This window comes from Kineosporia sp. A_224 (assembly GCF_002198655.1).
GTDB lineage: Bacteria > Actinomycetota > Actinomycetes > Actinomycetales > Kineosporiaceae > R-H-3.
Map to the genome: position 1 here is coordinate 1 of NZ_MWLN01000111.1, position 18,574 is coordinate 18,574.

The following is an 18,574-nucleotide window of genomic DNA, read 5'->3' on the forward strand; positions in this document are numbered from 1 at the left end:
GCACCACCCGGCCGGGGGGCCCCGGGCCTCCCGTCCGGGTGGTGCCCCCGGGGTGCGGCCGGTGGGGCGGGACGGCGTCCGGCAGCGCCGGCGTCGGTCTCGGGTGCGGGTCCGCCGTCGCGGGGCCGGACGGCGACCTGGACGGGCGCGTCGGGGGTCGCGGTGCCGACGACCTCGCGGCTCATCCGGCACCTCCTTGCGTCTGCCCGGAGGGTCCGGGCCGGTCAGGCCCGGCCGGCCGCCGCGGGGGCGCGCCGTCGGGCGACGAACCAAGCCGTCGCGGCCGCGACCGCCGCCAGACCGACGGCGAGCCGGATCGCGACGGGGCGCGGTACGACGTCCAGCGTGGGCCCGACGTTCGTCCGGCGCCAGGTGTCGACGCGCTGCACCCCACCCGCGACACGTGTGCGAAGCGTGACCGGTTCGGTGAAGTCGACGACGGGCCACCCGCGGGCGACCGCCTCGCGGCGCAGGCCGCGGTCCGGGTTGACCGCCGTGGGGTGCCCGACGGCGGCGAGCATGGGGACGTCGGTGACGGAGTCGCTGTAGGCGTAGGACTGCGACAGGTCGTAGCCCTCCTCCTCGGCGAGCCGGCGGACCTCGAGGGCCTTGTTCTCGCCGTAGGCGTAGAACTCGATCTCGCCGGTGTAGCGGCCGTCCTCGACGACCATCCGGGTCGCGACGACCCTGTCGGCGCCGATCATCGCCCCGATCGGCTCGACGACCTCGGCGCCGCTCGACGAGACGATGACGACGTCCCGGCCCGCGGCCTTGTGCTCCGCGATGAGCGCCGTCGCCTCCCGGTAGACGACCGGCTCGATGAGCTCGGCGAGCGTCTCGGCGACGATCGACCTGACGGTCCGGACGTCCCAGCCGGTGACCATCCGGGAGAGGTACTGCCGCATCCGCTCCATCTGGTCGTGGTCGGCGCCGCCGGCGAGGAAGAGGAAGTGCGCGTAGGCCCCGCGCAGGACGGCGGTACGGGTGATGAGCCCGCCCGCGTAGAACGGCCGGGAGAACGCGAACGTGCTCGACCGGGCGATGACCGTCTTGTCCAGGTCGAAGAAGGCCGCGCTGCGGGGGGCGCTCGTCACCGCACCAGGATAGGAGCGCCGGCGCGCCGACGGGGGCCGCCGCGGGGCCGGGCGTCCTCACGGGGGATCGGCGGCTCACGACGGATCTCGTCGTACCGGGGGGTCGCCGATGATGTTTTTCGTCGTGGCCGGGGAGGCCAGATCCGGCGCCGCGGTTCGTCCTCCCGAGACAGTTGCCTCAGCGGTCGCCGGGGTACACACTTGCCGCGCCGGCTTCTATCGCCGTGCCGCTGGTCCGACTCCTCCCCCCCCGAGCCGGACCGGCAAAGACGGCCCCCGCTCCCCCCCAGCGGGGGCCGTCGCCGTTTGCGGTGCATCTGCATGTGCAGCAGCACGCCCTGGATCTGGATCGACCGATCCCGCACGGGCCCGTCGCAGCCTGTTCCGGGGCTCGTCCGGGGGCGCGTTCCCGGCCCGTCCCCGGCTCGGGCCAGCCCGTCTGTCCGACGTCGACCCGTCCACAGGTGCGCCGCACGGGCCGCTGTCCACAGGGGCACCGGCGAGCACGGCAGGACGTCGCCGCCACGGTGCAGCCTGCCGCCATGACCGAACCTCCTGCGGGCCCGGCGCCCGTCCCCGTGACCCTTCTGACCTGCGACGACGCGCTCGCCGACCGGCTCGTGACCCTGGCCGGCGTCGCGGGCGCCGCCGTCGACCGGCCGCTGCTCCCGGCCCGGGCCGGCCGGCGGTCGCCCCCGCCCTGGGGGCAGGCACCGCTCGTCCTCGTCGGCGCCGACGTCGCCGACCCGGGCCACGACGGGCACCCGGCCGGCCTGCGCGAGACCGGTGCCCGGGGTCCTGTGGTCGTCGTGTCGCCCGGGCCGCCGGACGGCGACGTCTGGCGGCACGCCCTCGGTCTGGGGGCCGACCACGTCGCGGTGCTGCCCGAGGGTGAGTCGTGGCTCGTCGACCGCTTCGTCGACGCGGTGAGCGGGCCGCCGGGCGGGGCCGTCGTCGGCGTCGCGGGGGGCCGCGGCGGCGCCGGTGCGAGCACGCTCGCCGTGACGCTGGCTCTGGCGGCCGCCCGGCGCCGGCTGCGGGCGGTGCTCGTGGACGGCGACCCGCTCGGCGGCGGGATCGACCTCCTCCTCGGGGCCGAGGGGGCCCCGGGGCTGCGCTGGGCGGACGTCGCCGACGTGCACGGCCGGCTCCAGCCCGGGCTGCTCACGACGACGTGCCCCGACGTGGACGGCGTCCGGGTCCTGTCGTGGGGCGCCGGGGCGCTGTCCGAGCGCACCTCCGGCGAGGGCGGCCGCCCGGCTGCGCTCGCGACGCCGGCGGCGGTGGCGGCGGTGCTCGACGCCGCGGCCCGGGAGGCGGACCTCACCGTGGTCGACCTCCCGCGGGCACTGGGGGAGGCGGGCGAGGCAGCCCTCGACCGCTGCCGCGCCGTGCTGCTCGTCGTACCGGCGGAGGTCCGGGCGGTGGCCGCCGCCGCCCGCCTCGTGGCCACCGTGCAGGCGCACGTCGCGGAAGTCCGGCTCGTCGTGCGCGGGCCGGCGCCGAGCGGGCTTCCCGCGCAGACGGTCGCCGGCCTGCTGGACCTGCCGCTCGCCGCCGCGTTGCCGCCTGAGCCGGGGCTCGCCGCCGCGCTCGACCGTGGCGAGGCGGCGGCCGTCCGGCCCCGCGGGGCCCTCGGCCGGTTCGCCGACCGGTTCGTCGGCGAGCTCTGCCCGTGAGCGGGCAGGCCTGGGTGCCGGGGCCGGGGCGCCGCGAGGCCGTCCCGCCGGCCCGCTTCGACCCGGCGCGCCTCGCCGAGCCGGTCCGGTCCCTGCGGGCGCACCGGCGCGCGGCGGACGCCGCCTCCTCCCCGGGCGCGGACGCCGCCCCGGTCGGGGGCGCGCTCGCGACCGACGTGCGGGAGGCGGTCGCCGGTGCCGCCGGGCTGCACCTGGGGTCCGACGACCTGCGGGTCGCCGTCGACGGTGTGCGCGACCACGTCTGGGGTCTCGGCCCGCTCGGCGTGCTCGTCGCGGACCCTGCCGTGACGGACGTCCTCGTCAACGGCGGCGGTGCGGTGTGGGTCGACCGCGGCCGCGGCCCCGAGCCCGAGGTGCTCCGGCTCGGCGGGGAGCCGGAGGTGCGGGCGCTCGCCGTCCGGCTGGCCACCCTCGCGGGGCGCCGCCTCGACGACGCGATGCCGTGGGTGGACGCGCGGCTGCCCGGCGGCGTCCGGCTGCACGCCGTCGTCCCGCCGCTCGCCCCGGAGGGCACCCACGTGAGCCTGCGGGTGCTGCGGCCCGTCGGGTTCGACCTCGATGCCCTCGTCGCCCGTGGTGCGCTGCCCGCGGCGTGGGCCGCCGTGCTCGAGGCGCTCGTCCGGCGGCGCGCGGCCTTCCTCGTCAGTGGCGGCACCGGTGCCGGCAAGACGACCCTGCTCGCGGCACTGCTCGGGCTCGTGCCGCCCGCCGAGCGGATCCTGCTCGTCGAGGACGTCGGCGAGCTCCGGCCGGACCATCCGCACGTCGTGCGGCTCGAGGCCCGGCACGCGAACGTCGAAGGGCGCGGGGAGGTCGGGCTGGACCAGCTCGTCCGCCAGGCCCTGCGGATGCGACCGGACCGGATCGTCGTCGGCGAGTGCCGGGGGCCCGAGGTCCGCGAGCTGCTCGCGGCGCTCAACACGGGCCACGCGGGTGGCTGCGGCACGGTGCACGCCAACGCGTGCGCGGAGGTCCCGGCGCGCCTCGAGGCGCTCGGCAGCCTCGCCGGGATGTCGCCGCGGGCGCTCGCCGGCCAGGTCGCCGCGGCGATCGACGTCGTCGTGCACGTCGAGCGGCATGCGGGGCTGCGCCGGGTCGCGGAGGTCGCGGTCGTCAGCGGCGACGCCCGCGCCGGGCTCGTCGTCGAGCCCGCGCTGACCCGCTCCGGCGACGGGTCGCCCGTCCCGGGGCCGGCCTGGCCGGGTCTCGCCACGGCGCTGCGCCTGTCGCCGGGCGCCGTGGGCGGTGCGCCGTGACGGCCGCCGAGGCGGGCGCCGCGCTCGCCGCGGCCGCCGCGGTGGCGCTCCTCGTCCGGTCGCCGGTCGAACGGCGGCTCGACGCCGGAAGGGCCGGGCCGACGGGGCCCCCCGACCGTGGGTCGCCGGACCCCGGATCTGCGCACAGGCCCGTGCACGCGAGGGTGCGCAGGGCCGTGCAGTCGGCCGTGCGCCGCGCTGCGCCCCGGGGACCAGGTCGCCGGCGAGCGTGGTCGGCGGTCGACCTCGAGGCGGTCGTCGCGCTCCTCGACCGGGTCTCGGCCCTGCTGCGGGCCGGCCTCGGCCCGCGGACGGTGTGGAGCCATCTCGCCGCCGCACCGGGCCCCGCCCGGCCGCTGTGCGCGTTCGTCGCGGAGTCGCTCGCCGCCGGGGGCTCCGGCGGTACGGCGCTGCGAGGTGCCGCGGACCTGCTGGCCCGTGAGCGGTCGGCGGCGTCCCCGCCGGGTCCCGTGCCGGCCGACGTCCTGCGCTGGCTCGCGGTCGCGACCGCGGTCTCCGACCGGACCGGTGCCCCGGCCGCCGACTGCGTCGACCGGCTCTCCGCCGCGGTCCGTTCCGAGCTTGCTGCGGCCGACGAGCGGGCTGCCGCCCTCGCGGGCCCGCAGGCGACGGCCCAGGTGCTGGGCTGGCTCCCGGCCGCGGGGCTGGCCCTCGGTGCGCTGGTCGGAGCGGACCCGGTGCGGGTGCTCCTGCTCACCGGCCCGGGCCGGCTGTGCCTGGCCGCCGGGCTCCTGCTGTGGGTGACCGGTCGCGCCTGGTCCGGGGCCCTCGTCCGGCGCGCCGCGGCGGCGGGCCGGTGATGTCCGGTGGTGTGACGGCCGGGGTCTTCGCTGCGGCCGCCGTCGCTCTGCTCGTGCCGCCCGACCCGGTGGCCCGCCTGTCCCGCGCGCTCGGGGTGCGGCGCAGCGGTCCGGGGGTCGTGCCTGGTCCGCGGTCGAGGTGGTCCGTGCGCCGGTCCGCTGCCGGCGGCCGCAGCCTCGCCGGTCGGCCGCGCCGGGGTCCTGACAGGCGCCCCGGCAGCGGGACGCCGGTCCCGGTCGTCACCGACCTGGTGGCGGCGGCGCTGCTCACCGGCCTCCCGCCGACGGTGGCGGTCGAGTCCGTCGCCGACGCCCTCGACGCGGCCGACGACGCGGCGGCCGGCGCACTCCGATCCGGGGAGGGCGGTTTCGAGGCCCTCACCGAGGCGCTCGGCCTCGCCGCGGCGACAGGGCTCGGCCCGGTCCCGCTCGTCCAGGCGGCCGCGAGCCAGGCCCGCCGCGCCCGGGCGGCCCGCAGCACGGTGGCCGCCCGGCGGCTCGGCACCCTCGTCGTGCTGCCGACCGGGCTCTGCCTGCTGCCCGCGTTCGTGCTCCTCACGGTGGCGCCGCTCGTTCTCGACCTGCTCCTCGGCTGAGGGAACAGGCGGCGCGGCAGATCGGGAGTCGTCCGGATCCCTTGCGGACCCGTTGCGGCGCAACGGGTCCGCAAGGGGTCCGGGCGTCCGGCCGGCCTCGACCCGTCCACAGCTCCGGCGTTCGTCCCACCGTCCACAGGTGGGCCTCTCGGCCCGGCGCGCAGCGGTCCCGACGGGGCAGGCTGCTCCCGGGCCTCGTCGTCCGAGCGGTGCAGAACCGTTGCGCACCAGTGCCTCTCGTTCCGATCCGTCCCGGCCGACCTGTCCCACCGCCCGGCGTCACCGGGCCGTTCCCGCCCGATCCGTCTCATCGAAGGAGCGTCCTCATGCCCTTGCTGTCCGCGACCCTGCTTCCCGTCCCGCCGGCCCGGTCCGCCCCGTCCGTGCCGTCCGAACCGCCGGTGCTGCCCGCGCCGTCCATCCGCCCCGGGGCGCTCGTCCGCCGTCACGAACCGGTCGCCGGTCGGGCGGGCCGGCGCCGGGCCCACGTCGTGCAGGCGTTGCGGAGCAACGGCTCCCGCGTCCGTCGCGCGGCGGACGACGCGGGCATGGCGACGGCCGAGTACGCCATCGCGACCCTCGCCGCGTGCGGCTTCGCCGGTCTGCTCGTCGCGATCCTGAGCGGCGGCCAGGTCCGCGGGCTGCTGCTCGGCATCATCCGTCGCGCGCTGTCGGTGGGCTGAGCGGTGCGTCCCCTCGGCCGCCCCGCGGCGCACGGCACCAGGCCCGCCCGCGAGCGCGGAACGGTGACTGCGGAGACGGCTCTCGCGCTGCCCGCGGTCGTCCTCGTGCTCGGGCTCGTGCTCGGGGTGGTCGAGGTGGGCGGCGCCCAGGTCCGGGCCGTCGACGCGGCCCGGGCCTCCGCCCGCCGTGCCGCCCGGGGCGACAGCCCCGGGGCGGTCCTCGCGGCGGCCCGGGCGCTCGCCCCTCCCGGCGCGACGGTCTCGGTGGGGCGCTCCGGCACCGGCGTCGTCGTCACGGTGTCCGCGGCGGTGCACGTCTCGCTGCCGGGCGCTCCTGCGGTCTCGGTCCGCGCCCGCGCCGTCGCCGACGCCGAGGAGCTCTCGTGACCCGCGGCGGCGGCCAGGCAGTGCAGGGCGGCCGGGGCGAGCGGGGCGCCGGCAGCATCCTCGTGCTCGGCACCGTCCTCGTCGCCGCGGCGTGCGCCGTGGCGGGGGTCGGCCTCGTCCAGGCGGTGACCGCCAGGCACCGCGCGGACGCCGCCGCCGACCTCGGGGCCCTGGCCGCGGCCTCCGCCTGGCCCGAACCGGACTGCGCCCGCGCGGCCGCGGTCGTCGCCGGCGACGGGGCCGCCCTCGTCGCGTGCACCGTCCTCGGTGACGGGGTCGTCGAGGTGCGGGCGTCCGTTCCCGTGCCCGCGCCCTGGGCGGTCGTGGGGCCGGCCGAGGTCGTCGCCCGCGCCGGTCCGCCGCCGCTCGCCGCCGNACGACAGGGCCGCCGGCGCCGCGCCGGCGGCCCTGTCGTCAGACCGCCGCGGCCGCACCCGCGGGCGGCACGCCGGTGCCCACGACAACGCCGGCACCGTCGTCGTCGCCGGTCGTCTCGTCCGCGGTGGCGTGCTGCAGCACGAGGTCCAGCAGATGCAGCGCCCGTGCCTTGTCGAGCGGTTCGTTGCCGTTGCCGCACTTCGGGGACTGCACGCACGACGGGCAGCCGTGCGTGCACTCGCAGTCCGAGACCGCCCGCCGGGTCGCCTCGAGCCAGGTGCGGGCGCACCGGTACCCCCGCTCGGCGAAGCCGGCACCGCCCGGGTGCCCGTCGTGCACGAAGATCGTCGGCAGTCCGGTGTCAGGGTGCAGCGCGGTGGACACCCCGCCGACGTCCCAGCGGTCGCACGCGGCCACGAGCGGCAGCAGGCCGATCGCCGCGTGCTCCGCGGCGTGGGCCGCGCCGGGGACGCTCTCCGCGTCGACACCCGCGGCGAGGAGCAGTTCCGCCGGCATGGTCCACCAGACCGCGGTGGTCCGCAAAGACCGCGGCGGCAGGTCGAGCGGTTCCTCGCCGAGCACGGTGCCGCTCGTCACGTGCTTGCGCAGGAAGGACACCACCTGAGACGTCACCTCGACCGTCCCGAGGTGCAGCCTGACCAGGCCCCAGTCCCGCTCCTCCCGCACCCCGAGGACGCGGATGTCGACGACCTCCCGGGCCTGCGTGGAGACCTCGTCCGTCGTCCGCTCGACGGCGGCGACCCCCTCGCCGAGGTCGAGGCCGCGCACCGACCACGGCTCGCCCTGGTGCAGGTAGACGGCCCCCGTGTGCACGGCGTGGTGCGCGGAGCCCGGGTCGACGGTGCCGAGGACCCGCCCGGTGGCGGCCTCGACGATCCGTACCGGGTCCCCGCCCGTCCCGCGCAGGTCGGCGAGGTCGCTCGCCCGGTCGGGCCGGGTCCAGTACCAGCCGGTCGGTCGCCTGCGGAGGAACCCGCGGGTTGCCAGGGCCCCGAGCAGCTCGGCGGTCCCCTCCCCGAACAGCGCGAGGTCGTCCGCGGTGACCGGCAGCTCCGCCGCGGCGGCGCACAGATGGGGCGCGAGCACGTAGGGGTTCGACGGGTCGAGGACCGTCGCCTCCACCGGCTGTCCGAAGACCGCCTCCGGGTGGTTGACGAGATACGTGTCCAGGGGGTCGTCCCGTGCGACGAGGACGGCGAGCGCCTGCCGCCCGCGCCGTCCCGCGCGGCCGGCCTGCTGCCACAGCGAGGAGCGCCGTCCGGGCCAGCCGCACATGAGCACCGCGTCGAGGCCGCTCACGTCGATGCCGAGCTCGAGGGCGTTCGTCGCCGCGAGCCCGAGGAGCGCGCCGGAGCGCAGCGCGGCCTCGAGCGCGCGCCGCTCCTCGGGCAGGTACCCGCCGCGGTAGGCGGCGACCCGCTCGCCGAGACCCGGCTCGACCTCGTCGAGCCGGCGCCGGGCGGTGGCCGCGACGGTCTCGGTGCCGCGCCGGCTCGGGACGAACGCGAGGGTCGGGACGCCGGCCGCGACGAGGTCGGTGAGCAGCTCGGCGGTCTCGACGACCGCCGGCCGACGGGTCGGTGCCCCGTGCTCGCCGCCGCCCGGTGTCAGTGGCGGCTCCCAGAGCACGACGTGCATCGCCCCGCGGGGCGAGGCGTCGTCCGTGACGACCTCGGCGTCCAGGCCGGTGAGGAGTCGCGCGGTCCCGGCGGGGTCGGCGGTCGTCGCGGAGGCCAGGACGAACACCGGCTCGCTGCGGTACCGCGCGCAGACCCGCCGCAGCCGGCGCAGGACGGCGGCGACGTGCGAGCCGAAGACGCCGCGGTAGTGGTGCGACTCGTCGACGACGACGAAGGAGAGAGCCCGCAGGAAGGGCGACCAGTGCTCGTGGCCGGGGAGCAGGGAGTGGTGCAGCAGATCGGGGTTGGTGAGGACGACGTTCGCGTGCTCGCGGACCCAGCGCCGCTCCTCGCGCGGGGTGTCCCCGTCGTACGTGGCGGCGCGGACCCCGGGCACGTCGAGCCGGGCGACGCCCGCGAGCTGGTCGGCGGCGAGCGCCTTCGTCGGCGCCAGGTACAGCGCGGTCGCGCCCCGTCCGTTCGGGGCCGCGGCGCCGGCCCGGACAGCGGTGAGCACCGGGAGCAGGTAGGCCAGGGACTTGCCGGACGCCGTCCCGGTCGCGAGCGCGACGTGCCGGCCCGCGTGCGCCGCGTCCGCGGCCGCGACCTGGTGCTGCCACGGTGCCGTGATCCCGGCGGCACCGAGGGCCTCGACGACCCGGGCGTCGGCCCAGTGCGGCCACGCGGCCGGCCGCCCGGCCCGCTCGGGGACCGTGTGCACGTGCCGGACCCGCTCGGCGCGGCCCGGGCCGGTGAGCAGCCGGTCCACGGGCGTGCGCTGCTGCGGGGCGGTCACCCCCGCAGTGTGGCCCGTGCCTCCGACAGCCGGCGCCACGAGAGGGCAGCGGCAGGGGCGGCTGGCAGGGCGGCTCCCGCGAGGAGTGGTTGAATGCCATTCGTCCCTCGCCGACCCCCGGCGCGGGAAGGCACGTCGAACGTCCGAGGAGGGCGAGTTGGAGCTCACCGTCACGAGCCGCCAGGAGGGTGCTCGCACCGTCATCTCCGTCAGCGGGGAGATCGACGTGTACACGGCCCCCTCGCTCCGCGAGCGGCTCAACGAGCTGGTCGCGTCCGGGCACTACGACCTCGTCGTGGACATGGAGGGCGTCGAGTTCCTCGACTCCACCGGGCTCGGCGTCCTCGTGGGCGGCCTCAAGCGCGTCCGGTCCCACGACGGCACGCTGCGGCTGGTCTGCGCCCAGGAGAAGATCCTCAAGGTCTTCCGGATCACCGGGCTGACCAAGGTCTTCCCGATCCACGCCACGCTCGAGGAGGCGCTCGCCGACACGAGCAGCACCCCCGACGGCGCCGACGCCTGACACCGGCGCACTGTCGCCCGCCGACCGGATGAGGCACGCTCCCGACATGAGTACGGTCGCCCTGCGGTTCAGCCCTGCCGCCGAGCACGTGCGCACCGCACGGCTCGTCGCGGTCGCCGTCGCACGCCGCGCCGGCCTCGGCGAGGACCAGCTCGACGCGATCCGGCTCTCGGTCGGCGAGATGTGCGCGCGGGCGGTCCGCCGCTGCGGGGACACCGGCGTCACGGAGCCGATGCTCGTCGAGGTGGACGACGCCGGCCCCCGGCTCGAGATCGTCGTCACCGACGCGGCGGACGCGGCCGAGGGCGACGACGAGTACGTCGCGCTGGCGCTGGTCCGCGGCCTGTCGGACGACATGGACCTCGGTGACGGCCCCGGCGGCCGCGGCGGCCGGGTCTGGCTCAGCTGGGACCGCTCGGCGGACTGACGCGCCGGCGACCGCCGGGTGCCCCCGGGCGCGGCCTGCATCGACCGGGCCCGCCGGGTCGTCACGCACCGTTCGTCGCACGTCCCGGACCGCCCGTCCTGCCCCTTCTGCCGACCACCCTCGGTGAGCATCCGCGCCGGCATCGGCCCAGGTCGGACGTCCCGTACCGGAGTCGACAAGGTCACAGCCACCCCCGTTTGGTGGCGGTCGTCACGTTCCGTAGACTGCCCGGCGTTCGGTGCCCGCCGGAACGGCCGGCCGGGTTCACCGCCGACGTCCCGCTCGACGCCTCCGCCTCCCTCAGGGAGGTCGTGGGCGGTTCTCGAGGCGGGGCCTTGCACACGTCGAGGAGGACGGATGCCAGGGATCACCCGTGCCGCAGAAGGCTCGGAGGTGACCCTCACCGGCGGAAACCTGACTCTTGTCGCTGTCGTCACGGCCATCTCGGTGGTCGCGCTCGGTATGGCGGCGCTGTTCAGGAGCCAGGTACTCGCAGCCGGCGAGGGCACGGAGAACATGAAGACGATCGCCAAGGCGGTCCAGGAAGGCGCGTCGGCGTACCTCAACCGACAGTTCAAGACGCTGGTCTGGTTCGTCGCGCTCGTCTTCGTCCTGCTGTTCTTCCTTCCGGGGGAGAACGGCATCAAGATCGGACGGAGCCTCTTCTTCGTCGTCGGCGCCGGGTTCTCGGCGACGATCGGCTACCTCGGCATGTGGCTCGCCACGCGGGCGAACCTCCGGGTCGCCGCGGCGGCCCGCGAGGAGGGCGGCCGCGACGCGGGCATGCGCATCGCGTTCCGCACCGGCGGCACCGTCGGCATGGCGACCGTGGGCCTCGGCCTGCTCGGCGCCAGCGTCGTCGTCCTCATCTACCGGGGCGACGCCCCGGCGGTCCTCGAGGGCTTCGGCTTCGGTGCGGCGCTGCTCGCGATGTTCATGCGTGTCGGCGGTGGCATCTTCACCAAGGCCGCGGACGTCGGCGCCGACCTCGTCGGCAAGGTCGAGCAGGGAATCCCCGAGGACGACCCGCGCAACGCCGCGACGATCGCCGACAACGTCGGCGACAACGTCGGCGACTGCGCGGGCATGGCCGCGGACCTCTTCGAGTCCTACGCCGTCATGCTCGTCGCGGCCCTGATCCTCGGGAAGGCGGCGTTCGGCGAGACCGGTCTGGTCTTCCCGCTCATCGTCCCCGCCATCGGTGCGCTGACGGCCGTCTTCGGCGTCTACGTCACCAAGCCGCGCCCGGGCGAGAACGGCCTCACGGCCATCAACCGCGGGTTCTACCTGTCGGCGATCGTCGCCGCGGTGCTGTGCGCCGTCGCGGCGTACGTGTACCTGCCGTCGACGTTCGAGAGCACCCCGCTGGCCGGCCAGGACGGCGACCCGCGGCTCATCGCGACCGCCGCAGTCATCATCGGTGTCGTCCTCGCGGGCATCATCCTCTGGCTGACCGGCTACTTCACCGGCACGGACTCGCCCCCCACGAACAACGTGGCCCGGACGACCCTCACCGGTGCGGCGACGGTCGTCCTGTCCGGCATCGGCGTCGGCTTCGAGTCGGCCGTCTACACGGCGCTGACCATCGGCGGGGCGGTCTACCTGGCCTTCCTGCTCGGCGGCGGCTCGGTCACCCTGTCGCTGTTCCTCATCGCGATCGCCGGCTGCGGCCTGCTGACCACGGTCGGCGTCATCGTCGCGATGGACACCTTCGGCCCGGTCAGCGACAACGCCCAGGGCATCGCGGAGATGTCGGGCGACGTCCACGGCGAGGGCGCGCAGATCCTCACCGAGCTCGACGCCGTCGGCAACACGACGAAGGCCATCACCAAGGGCATCGCGATCGCGACGGCCGTCCTCGCGGCGACCGCGCTCTTCGGGTCGTACAACGACGCGGTCACCACGGCGTTCACCAAGGCGGGCGAGACGGCGGGGGCGGACCTCTACCAGATCGTCAGCCCGAACGTCCTCGTCGGCCTCATCATCGGCGCCTCGGTCGTCTTCCTGTTCTCCGGCCTCGCCGTCGACGCGGTCACCCGCGCCGCCGGTGCCATCGTCTACGAGGTGCGCCGCCAGTTCCGCGAGCACCCCGGGATCATGGACGGCACGGAGAAGCCGGAGTACGGCCGCGTCGTGGACATCTGCACCCGGGACTCGCTCCGTGAGCTGGCCACCCCCGGCCTGCTCGCCGCGATGGCCCCGATCGCCGTCGGCTTCGGCCTCGGCGTCGGCCCGCTCGCCGGCTACCTCGCCGGCGCGATCGGCTCAGGCGTCCTCATGGCCGTCTTCCTCGCCAACTCGGGCGGTGCCTGGGACAACGCGAAGAAGATCGTCGAGGACGGCCAGTACGGCGGCAAGGGCAGCGACGCCCACGCGGCCGCGGTCATCGGCGACACCGTCGGTGACCCGTTCAAGGACACCGCCGGCCCGGCGATCAACCCGCTCATCAAGGTCATGAACCTGGTGTCCGTGCTCATCGCCCCGGCCGTCGTCCAGCTGAGCGTCGGTTCCGACGCGAACACCGCCGTCCGGATCGCCATCGCGCTCGTCGCCGTCGTCGTCATCATCATCGCCGTGACGATCTCGAAGCGGCGCGTGTCGGTCATCGGTGACGACGCTCCCGCGAAGGCAGCCGTCACCGCCTGACCGGAGCACCGGAACGACGCACCACCCAGCAGCACCGCACCACGAGCAGCACCGCACCGCCAGCAGCACCGCACGACCAGCAGCACCGGGGCCCCGGACGCCGACCGCGTCCGGGGCCTCGCTGCGTCCGGCGGGCCACGCCGCCCCGCAAGATCGGCGCCCGTCTACCCGCAGGGCGGTTCCGGTCGCCCTACGGGTACGGAGGCGGCGATCACAGACCCCGGGCGGGTGGCTCGCCGGTGCGGGCAGAGCAAGGCGCGACCCGGCAGACTTGGCGCGTGAGCGCCGGACCTGCCAGCACGACCACCGGCCGGAGCACGAGCGCCGGCGACGAGCACGCCACGACGGTCGCATCCACGGACGCGCCCCGGGTCGACCCGGCCCTCGTCGGCGCGCTGCGGGCCGACCTCGACGGCTGGACCGTCGACGCCGTCACCGACCTCGTCGGTCCGGTCGCCCACGCCGCACTGGGCCGCGAACAGGTCGTGCCGGTGCTCCGGGCCACCGCGGCCCGCACGGAGCCCGTGGCGGCGCTCCTGCGGCTGTTCGTCCTCGGGCTCCCGGTGCCCCGCGCCGTCGTCGACCGGGCGCTGCCACGGCTCGGCACGGACGGCGCCCGGCGGCTCGGGCTCGTCGACGCCGCCGGCGAGGGCCCGGACGACCCGGTGCGGGCCCGCGTCGACCTGCGACCGTACGGCGCCGTCGACGCCGGCGGCAGCGCCGACTGGTGGGTGGTCTCCGACCTCGGCGAGCTCGCGACGGGCGGCGCGCTGCGGCCCGACCACGTGCTGGGGGTCGGGGGAGCCTCGACGATGCTCGCCCGCTGCACGCCCCGCCGTCCGGTCGGCCGGGTGCTCGACCTCGGCACCGGCTGCGGGGTGCAGGCGCTGCACGCCTCCCGGCACGCCCGCTCCGTCATCGCGACCGACGTGTCCCGGCGGGCGCTCGCGATGGCCGCGCTCACCTGGGCGCTCAACGACGGCGGCTCCGCGAGCGAGTCGTCGGCGCTCGACCTGCGCCTGGGCAGCCTGCTCGAACCCGTTGCGGGAGAGCGCTTCGACCTCCTCGTCAGCAACCCGCCGTTCGTCATCACCCCGCGCACGGACGGCGTGACGACGTACGAGTACCGGGACGGCGGCCTCGAGGGCGACGAGATCGTCCGGCGGCTCGTGACCGGTGCCGGCGCGGTCCTCGCCCCCGGCGGGACGGCCGTCATGCTCGGCAACTGGGAGCACCGCGCCGGCGTCCCCTGGCAGGACCGCGTCGGCGGCTGGCTGGACGACGCGGCACGCGCCGCGCAGGAGCGCGGGGACGGCGCCCTCGACGCGTGGGTCGTCCAGCGCGAGGTGCAGGACGCCGCGGAGTACGCCGAGATGTGGATCCGCGACGGCGGCACCGCGGGCGGGCCGCAGCACGACGCGCTCTACGCCGCCTGGCTCGACGACTTCGAGCGCCGCGCGGTCGAGGGCGTCGGCTTCGGGGTCGTCGTCCTGCACCGCCCGGCGACCGGCCCGGCGGGCCCCGCCGGCCCCGGCCGGCCGCTGCGTCGGGTCGAGGACGTCCGCGCCCCGCTCGACGCCCCGCTCGGCGAGCACGTCGCCGCGGTCCTCGAGGCCCACACCTGGCTCGCCGGCACGGACGACGCCGCGCTCGCCGCGGCCCGGCTCCGGGTCGCCCCCGACGTCACCGAGGAGCGCCACCACCGCCCGGGCGAGGAGGACCCCACGGTCGTCCTGCTGCGGCAGGGCGGCGGCTACGGACGCGGCGTCCGGGCCGGCACGGCGCTCGCCGGGCTCGTCGGCGCGTGCGACGGCGACCTGCCTGTCGGGGCGATCGTCGGCGCGCTCGCCGACCTGCTCGACGTCCCCGCCGACGCCCTCGCCGCGGAGGTTCTGCCCGACGTCCGCGGTCTCGTCCTCGACGGCTTCCTCACCCCGGCCGGCTGAGCGCGGACGCGCGAACGCCCCGACCGGCGGATGCCGGCCGGGGCGCCCGTGACGGGGGCGGGACCGCTGCTACTGGGGCACCGACGCGGAGGTCCAGGTCCGCAGCGCGTGCTCGACGACCGCGATGAGCGTCTGCTTCGCAGACTCCCGCTCGCGGGCGTCGCACACGAGCACGGGGACGTCCGGGCCGAGCTGGAGGGCCTCGCGGACCTCCTCCGGCCGGTGCTGGAGCACCCCGTCGAACGCGTTGACCGCGACGACGAACGGCAGGTTCCGGGCCTCGAAGAAGTCGATCGGCCCGAAGCAGTCCTGCAGGCGCCGGGTGTCGACGAGCACGACGGCACCGATGGCACCGCGCACGAGGTCGTCCCACATGAACCAGAACCGGTTCTGCCCGGGCGACCCGAACAGGTACAGGACCAGCTCGCTGTCGATCGAGATGCGGCCGAAGTCCATCGCGACGGTCGTCGTCGTCTTGTTCGGCGTCGCCGACAGGTCGTCGACGCCGATGCTGGCGGACGTCATGACCGCCTCGGTCCGCAACGGGACGATCTCGGACACGGCTCCGACGAACGTCGTCTTACCGCTGCCGAAACCGCCCGAGACGACGATCTTCGTCGACCGGGTCGGTCGGCTGTCAGAGCCGCTGAAGGCCACTGAGTACCCTCCTCAGGAATGCTGGGTCGCGTTCGTCCCCGGTGTTCGCCGAGGTCTTGCCGACCTCGACGAGTCCGAGGTCCACCATGTCGGCGATGATCACGCGGGCGACGCCGATGGGCACCGACAGCCGCGCGGCGATCTCGGCGACGCTGGTCGTGTCGACGCACAGGCCGATGACCTGCACGTGTTCCGGGTTGAGCAGGGGGCTGGACCACGCCTCCCGCCCGTTGACCGTCGTGACGACGAGCGCCTCGAGGTCGAGGTCGTGCCCGGGCTTGGTGCGCCCGCCGGTCCGTGCGTAGGGCCGCACCAGGGACGGCGCGGGACCCTCCGCAGGGAGGTCTGCCGCGTCGTCGTAGGGGCGGAGCATCTGGGTCGCACCCGTGTCCGTGAACGGGTCACCCAGGGCCGCCGTGATGCTGACGGCGTCCTGCTCGCCGGTCAGCCACGGCACGGAGCCGGTGCTGATCGGGGGCGGCGGCGGGACGGCGTACGGCGGGACGGGCCCGGCGTCCTGGTGCATGAGCCCGGACTGCATCGGGCCGGTCGGCGCGCCCGGCATCCCCTGCGGTAGCTGACCGGGCTGGAGCCCCACGGGAACCGGGTTGTTCGGGTCGTCGACGGCCGCCAGGTCACCGGTCTCCTGCGGGACGGGCAGGTAGCGCCGCCCCGGCCGGCCCCGGTCCGAGCCACGGCCGCTGCTGCCGCCGTCCTCCGCCGAGATCTTGCTGCCGAGGGCGCGTGCTGCCGCTGGCCCGCTGAAGGAGCGTCCGCGTCGTGCCGAGCGGTCGTCGCCGCCCTCGGGTGCCGCCGCGTTGGCCTCCGCGATCCCGCGGCGGGTCGCACGCCGGCCGTCGCCCTGCTCGGCGCGGCCGGTGCCCTGCCCGCCGGGTGCGGCCCAGGCCGGGCCGCCGAGGTCGGCCCCGAGGTAGCCGGCGTCGGCTCCGACGAGCGCCATGACCGGCGCGTCCAGGCCGAGGACGACCGACTGGGCGTCCACGGCGGCCGCGGCCGTCAGCATGTCGAGCGGCCCCGCCGCCACGTCCGGCTCTGCCGGGGCGGACGACGCGGGCATCCCGATCGAGCGACCGCTGCCGAAACCGTGCATGTCCTGCGTCCAGGCGCGGGCCGCGGCATGGTCGGCCGCGGCGGCGTCGCCGCCGCGCACCGCCGTCCCCGCCGGCGGCTGGGACGGCACCCGTCGGCCCGCCGCCCGGTCCGCGGCCGCGACCGCCTCGGCGGGTGTCCCACCGCGTTCCGAGTCCCCCCGACTCCACGGCGTCACGGGGCTGTCACCCCGCGACAGACCGCCGCGCGAGCCACGACCGGGCTCGCGCGACGGACGCGGGCGCTCATCGGCGCTCCGCGTGGGTTCGAAGGTCTGGCTCATCGTCGCCTCAGGCCGAGCCCGACCAGCCGCGTGCCTGCCGCAGGGCCGGCGAGAGGTGCTCGCCCACCCGGTCGACGAGCAGCGTCATCTCGTAGCCGACGAGGCCGATGTCGGACGTCGGTGAGGCGAGAACGGCCAGCCACGAGCCGTCGGAGATGGCCATGAGCAGCAGGAAGCCGCCCTGCATCTCCACGACCGTCTGGACGACGGCGCCGGCCGAGAAGCACAGCGCCGCCCCGTTCGTGAGGCTGCCGAGCCCTGACGCGACGGCCGAGAGCTGGTCCGCGCGGTCGCGCGGCAGCCCGGCCGAGCTCGCCATGAGCAGGCCGTCCGCCGACACGACGGCCGCGTGGGCCACGCCGGGCACCCTGTGGGTGAACCCGTCGACCAGCCAGCCGACGTCAGTACCTGTCCCCGTGCTCACGTGTCTCCTCCCGTGCCTTCGGGTGTCTTCGTCGTGCCGTTGCCGTCCTTGGGGCCGGCGAACAGGGTGTCCCCGTCGCCGGGTGCGCGCCGCGACCGCCGGGCGGAGGTCAGGCCGCGCTGGTAGCTGCCGAGCCGGCCACGGACCGCCTCGGGGTCTGCGCGGTGCACCGGTGCCGAGGGCGCGGTGGCCACGGCCGCGGGGCGGCCGCCCGCGGCGGCCGGTGCCGACGCCGTGGTGGCGCCCGCCGCGGACGGGACGAGGTTGGCGCCCGGCCGACGCATCGGCAGGCCGGTGCCCGTCGTGCCGCTGATCTCCGGCGTCGCCGCGGCCCGCGCGCTGGCGGCGAGCCACTGCTGGTCGCCGAGGGCGGCCCAGCGGTTGGACGACGACGCCCCTGCGGTCACCGTCTGGCGCGCACCGTCGCGCAGGTCGACGACGTGCTCGACCTCGTCGACCGCACCGGTCGAGGGCGCCGAGGCGTCCGTGGAGAACCACACCGAGATGGAGTCGAAGATCGGCGTCGGCGCGCTCGACGCGGGCGGCGAGTCGCTGCCGATCATCGGGGCGTTCGGGTTCGCCGGGCGGTACCGCTGGGCGGCGGCGTCGGCCGCGGAGCGGGCCGCGAGCTCGGTCGGCAGCGAGGGGTTCCAGGCGCCGGGGGCGCCCCCGCTCGAGGCGGGCCCGTTGCCGTTGCCGTTGCCGTCCGACCGGCCGCCCGGGACGGCGACCGGCGGGACCGGTGCCGCGGAGGGCTTGACCGGCGGCAGTGCGTCGCCGGTGCGACCACGGACCGGCAGCTCACCGGTGAGAGCGGCGCCCTCACCCATGCTCGGGCGGGTCCGCGTCACTTCCTGGGTCGGCGCGGCCTTGCTCTCGACCGGGGTGACGGCCGCGGCCGCCGGTGCCGGCTCCGTCGCGGCCTCGTCGGCCGGGGCGGTCTCGGGAGCGGGCGACGGCGAGGTCAGGGGCGAGCCGAACGGCACGGACGGCGCTGCGGGCGACGACGGCGACGCCGTCGGGAACGCGAACGGCGCGGGCGGCGGCGTCGAGGCCCCGCGCTGCCGGCGCGGAAGACCGCCAGGGGCGTCGACGGGGGCGTCGGCAGGGGCGCTGCCCTCGTCGCGTCCGGCCGGGGCCGGCTCGTCGCGCCGGGCCGCCGGGGGCTGCAGCACGTCGGTTCCGGAGTCCCGGGCGGACGCGACGA

The 18,574-nt window shown here is 76.8% G+C and carries 16 protein-coding genes and 2 pseudogenes; 11 read left to right on the forward strand and 7 right to left on the reverse strand.

The features are described from left to right. Together EDJALFJO_RS35455 and EDJALFJO_RS09495 are read right to left on the reverse strand one after the other, a co-directional pair. Positions 1-185, reverse strand: a pseudogene (locus EDJALFJO_RS35455) (hypothetical protein); the annotation flags it as partial. Between the two features lie 39 nt (positions 186-224). Beyond that, complete coding sequence (locus EDJALFJO_RS09495; RefSeq protein WP_088284536.1) at positions 225-1,094, reverse strand: HAD family phosphatase; 870 nt, start codon at positions 1,092-1,094, stop codon at positions 225-227. A 542-nt stretch (positions 1,095-1,636) separates the two neighbouring features. On the opposite strand from EDJALFJO_RS09495, the gene ssd reads away from it, so the two are divergent. The 7 genes from ssd to EDJALFJO_RS36330 all read left to right on the forward strand — a co-directional run. After that, positions 1,637-2,773, forward strand: coding sequence for a septum site-determining protein Ssd (ssd, locus tag EDJALFJO_RS09500; protein ID WP_088284538.1), 1,137 nt, complete (start codon positions 1,637-1,639; stop codon positions 2,771-2,773). Continuing rightward, the gene (locus EDJALFJO_RS09505; RefSeq protein ID WP_233149771.1) at positions 2,770-4,050 is read left to right on the forward strand and encodes a TadA family conjugal transfer-associated ATPase; all 1,281 of its coding nucleotides are present in this window, start codon (positions 2,770-2,772) and stop codon (positions 4,048-4,050) included. The genes ssd and EDJALFJO_RS09505 overlap by 4 nt, the downstream gene beginning before the upstream one ends. Next, on the forward strand, positions 4,047-4,871 hold the full coding sequence (locus tag EDJALFJO_RS09510) for a type II secretion system F family protein (protein ID WP_088284540.1): 825 nt from the start codon (positions 4,047-4,049) through the stop codon (positions 4,869-4,871). The genes EDJALFJO_RS09505 and EDJALFJO_RS09510 overlap by 4 nt, the downstream gene beginning before the upstream one ends. Further along, positions 4,871-5,467 (forward strand): hypothetical protein, encoded by a 597-nt coding sequence (locus EDJALFJO_RS09515; protein WP_143448405.1) that lies wholly within the window; start codon positions 4,871-4,873, stop codon positions 5,465-5,467. The genes EDJALFJO_RS09510 and EDJALFJO_RS09515 overlap by 1 nt, the downstream gene beginning before the upstream one ends. Positions 5,468-5,793: 326 nt before the next feature. Continuing rightward, a complete protein-coding gene (locus EDJALFJO_RS09520) occupies positions 5,794-6,150 on the forward strand; it encodes a DUF4244 domain-containing protein (RefSeq protein WP_088284543.1) in 357 nt (118 codons plus the stop codon). Positions 6,151-6,213: 63 nt separating this feature from the next. Then, entirely contained in the window at positions 6,214-6,537 is a 324-nt protein-coding gene (locus EDJALFJO_RS35460; protein ID WP_233149772.1) for a TadE family type IV pilus minor pilin, read from the forward strand. 98 nt (positions 6,538-6,635) lie between these two features. Then, a partial coding sequence (locus EDJALFJO_RS36330; RefSeq protein WP_369812507.1) for an Rv3654c family TadE-like protein occupies positions 6,636-6,912 on the forward strand: 277 nt, incomplete at its 3' end. Between the two features lie 39 nt (positions 6,913-6,951). Here EDJALFJO_RS36330 and EDJALFJO_RS09535 read toward each other — a convergent pair. Next, on the reverse strand, positions 6,952-9,351 hold the full coding sequence (locus tag EDJALFJO_RS09535) for a DEAD/DEAH box helicase (protein WP_233149773.1): 2,400 nt from the start codon (positions 9,349-9,351) through the stop codon (positions 6,952-6,954). Between the two features lie 157 nt (positions 9,352-9,508). On the opposite strand from EDJALFJO_RS09535, the gene EDJALFJO_RS09540 reads away from it, so the two are divergent. The 4 genes from EDJALFJO_RS09540 (at position 9,509) to EDJALFJO_RS09555 (ending at position 14,893) form a co-directional block, all read left to right on the forward strand. Then, positions 9,509-9,874, forward strand: a complete 366-nt coding sequence (locus EDJALFJO_RS09540) for an STAS domain-containing protein (RefSeq protein ID WP_088284549.1) — start codon at positions 9,509-9,511, stop codon at positions 9,872-9,874. Between the two features lie 46 nt (positions 9,875-9,920). Then, positions 9,921-10,301 (forward strand): ATP-binding protein, encoded by a 381-nt coding sequence (locus tag EDJALFJO_RS09545; RefSeq protein ID WP_088284551.1) that lies wholly within the window; start codon positions 9,921-9,923, stop codon positions 10,299-10,301. 357 nt (positions 10,302-10,658) lie between these two features. After that, positions 10,659-12,947, forward strand: coding sequence for a sodium-translocating pyrophosphatase (locus tag EDJALFJO_RS09550; RefSeq protein WP_088284553.1), 2,289 nt, complete (start codon positions 10,659-10,661; stop codon positions 12,945-12,947). A 278-nt stretch (positions 12,948-13,225) separates the two neighbouring features. After that, the gene (locus tag EDJALFJO_RS09555) at positions 13,226-14,893 is read left to right on the forward strand and encodes a class I SAM-dependent methyltransferase (RefSeq protein WP_088284555.1); all 1,668 of its coding nucleotides are present in this window, start codon (positions 13,226-13,228) and stop codon (positions 14,891-14,893) included. A 69-nt stretch (positions 14,894-14,962) separates the two neighbouring features. Here EDJALFJO_RS09555 and EDJALFJO_RS09560 read toward each other — a convergent pair whose 3' ends face one another. The 4 genes and pseudogenes from EDJALFJO_RS09560 to EDJALFJO_RS09575 all read right to left on the reverse strand — a co-directional run. Continuing rightward, positions 14,963-15,550, reverse strand: coding sequence for an ATP/GTP-binding protein (locus EDJALFJO_RS09560; RefSeq protein WP_088284557.1), 588 nt, complete (start codon positions 15,548-15,550; stop codon positions 14,963-14,965). Next, complete coding sequence (locus EDJALFJO_RS09565; protein WP_088284559.1) at positions 15,531-16,751, reverse strand: DUF742 domain-containing protein; 1,221 nt, start codon at positions 16,749-16,751, stop codon at positions 15,531-15,533. The genes EDJALFJO_RS09560 and EDJALFJO_RS09565 overlap by 20 nt, the downstream gene beginning before the upstream one ends. Before the next feature lie 199 nt (positions 16,752-16,950). Next, on the reverse strand, positions 16,951-17,367 hold the full coding sequence (locus tag EDJALFJO_RS09570; protein WP_088284561.1) for a roadblock/LC7 domain-containing protein: 417 nt from the start codon (positions 17,365-17,367) through the stop codon (positions 16,951-16,953). After that, positions 17,364-18,574, reverse strand: a pseudogene (locus EDJALFJO_RS09575) (hypothetical protein); the annotation flags it as partial. The pseudogene EDJALFJO_RS09575 and the gene EDJALFJO_RS09570, both read right to left, overlap by 4 nt.

Excerpts from the sequence above, each read along its gene's own strand:
- EDJALFJO_RS09515 (WP_143448405.1), top strand. The coding sequence starts at position 4,871 with ATGTCCGGTGGTGTGACGGCCGGGGTCTTCGCTGCGGCCGCCGTCGCT.
- ssd (WP_088284538.1), top strand. The coding sequence starts at position 1,637 with ATGACCGAACCTCCTGCGGGCCCGGCGCCCGTCCCCGTGACCCTTCTG.
- EDJALFJO_RS09550 (WP_088284553.1), top strand. The coding sequence starts at position 10,659 with ATGCCAGGGATCACCCGTGCCGCAGAAGGCTCGGAGGTGACCCTCACC.
- EDJALFJO_RS09545 (WP_088284551.1), top strand. The coding sequence starts at position 9,921 with ATGAGTACGGTCGCCCTGCGGTTCAGCCCTGCCGCCGAGCACGTGCGC.
- EDJALFJO_RS09520 (WP_088284543.1), top strand. The coding sequence starts at position 5,794 with ATGCCCTTGCTGTCCGCGACCCTGCTTCCCGTCCCGCCGGCCCGGTCC.